Raw genomic sequence first — 426 nt, 5'->3', positions numbered from 1 at the left:
GCGTAGGCGTAACATAAATTTTCTTTTTCCGTTCCCCCCCTGTCTTTTCTGCTTCTTTGTTTCATCCCCCTTCGTTATCTACCGTCCCGATTTCCCCTTTTTTCGCTCGCTCTTACTCCGTTCCCTCCCCCCTCTCCTCCCTCTCTCCCCCTTCCCTTTTCTCTTTCTCCTTTTTCCTCTCCTTTTCCCTCCTCCCTCCCCTCCTTCTTCTCTCCCTTTTTTCCTCCCTTCTTTTTTTCTTTTTCCTCCTCTCTCCCCTCCTCCTCCTCTCCCCTCCCCTTCCCTTTTCTCTTTTTTCTTTTCCTCCTCCCTTTCCCTCCCCCCTCCTTTTCTCTTTCTCTTTTCTCTTTCCCCCTTTTTTCCTCTTTTTTCCTTTTTCCCTCCCCCTCTCTCTCTCTTTCTCTTCTCCCCCTCTCCTCTCCCCCT

Annotated in this window: 1 protein-coding gene; it reads right to left on the bottom strand. The window is 50.2% G+C overall.

What is annotated here, in order from left to right; genetic code table 11:
• Window positions 1-112 precede the first annotated feature (112 nt).
• Window positions 113-426 (bottom strand): hypothetical protein (locus K5Q58_RS20970; protein WP_220755758.1); only part of this gene is annotated, 314 nt, incomplete at its 5' end.

It is taken from the genome of Shewanella sp. KT0246, from assembly GCF_019654955.1.
GTDB classification, from domain to species: Bacteria; Pseudomonadota; Gammaproteobacteria; order Enterobacterales; family Shewanellaceae; genus Shewanella; species Shewanella goraebulensis.
The sequence above is the reverse complement of the archived record's forward strand: the minus strand, read 5'-3'. Positions and strand labels throughout refer to the sequence as shown.